The following is a 1,066-nucleotide window of genomic DNA, read 5'->3' as shown; positions in this document are numbered from 1 at the left end:
CGCGAATTCAACTCCGAAGTGCACCACTCGCTAAATTAAGCTGCTTTACGTACTTTGCGTAATTTATTGAATACAACAGCAGGCTGTTTATACCCTAAACACTTTCTCGGTCTGGCATTTAATGCCCGTTCAATATCAGCAATCTGCTTGTCCGTTACAGTCCGTAAATCTGTACCTTTCTTGATGTACTGGCGCAGCAGCCCGTTGAAATTTTCATTCAGCCCACGCTCCCATGATGAGTATGGATTAGCGAAGTAAATATCTGTTTTCAACTTCTCTGCAACCCGTTCGTGATCACAGAATTCACTTCCATTGTCCGCAGTGATGGTTCGGACTTGGCCGCGATACCGCCACAGCATTCCTATCATTGCTCGACTAACATCAATTGCACTCTTTGCTGGCACTTTACGGAGTAGGTATAGCTTACTTTTACGTTCAACTAGGCTGACAATCGCGCCTGTCCCTTGCTTGCCTAAAACGGTATCAGCTTCCCAGTCACCAAATCGCTTTTTCGTATCGACGATGGCTGGCCGATGTTCAATGCCTACGCGATTCGGAATTATGACTCGCTTGGCTCGACTACCTTTTCGATATTTGCGGTGACCATGGCGCAACTGCTTAAACAGCTTGCCACCACGTAATTTATCACGCCGCACAAAACCGTAAATCCACTCATGGCTAACAGCGTAACCAATCATTTTACCCACGCCTGCGATCTGTTCAGGACTCCATTTTTGACTCAACCCGAACTCTACGAATGTGACAGTCAGCCCTGAAATATTATACTTCGCTGCCTGACATCGGCGCTTTATCGTCTTAGCGTGGGCGACCTCTGGTAGATAATGATTATCCCGAATTCTATTGCGCCGAACTTCGCGGCTTATCGTGCTGTGGCTAACACTCAGCCGCTTTCCAATTTCCCGGTAACTAAAACCCTCGCGTAAGTATGCCTCTATCTGGTATCTTTGTCCTTCGATCAACTGCTTGTAACTCATGGTAACTACTCTTGTTTTTTGGCGATTACAGAGTACCACCAACAGGCAGTTGATCTCTCCTCACCGATTAA

General features: G+C 46.5%; 1 protein-coding gene. It reads right to left on the bottom strand.

Features of this window, described 5'->3' with window-relative positions; genetic code table 11:
- Nucleotides 1-35: 35 nt before the first annotated feature.
- The gene (locus HUZ36_RS21610; protein ID WP_147391502.1) at nucleotides 36-995 is read right to left on the bottom strand and encodes an IS30 family transposase; all 960 of its coding nucleotides are present in this window, start codon (nucleotides 993-995) and stop codon (nucleotides 36-38) included.
- Nucleotides 996-1,066: the final 71 nt, after the last annotated feature.

This window comes from Pseudoalteromonas sp. McH1-7 (assembly GCF_013366255.1).
Lineage (GTDB): Bacteria > Pseudomonadota > Gammaproteobacteria > Enterobacterales > Alteromonadaceae > Pseudoalteromonas > Pseudoalteromonas peptidolytica.
The sequence above is the reverse complement of the archived record's forward strand: the minus strand, read 5'-3'. Positions and strand labels throughout refer to the sequence as shown.

Coding starts and splice junctions, on each gene's coding strand:
- HUZ36_RS21610 (WP_147391502.1), bottom strand. CDS start 995: ATGAGTTACAAGCAGTTGATCGAAGGACAAAGATACCAGATAGAGGCA.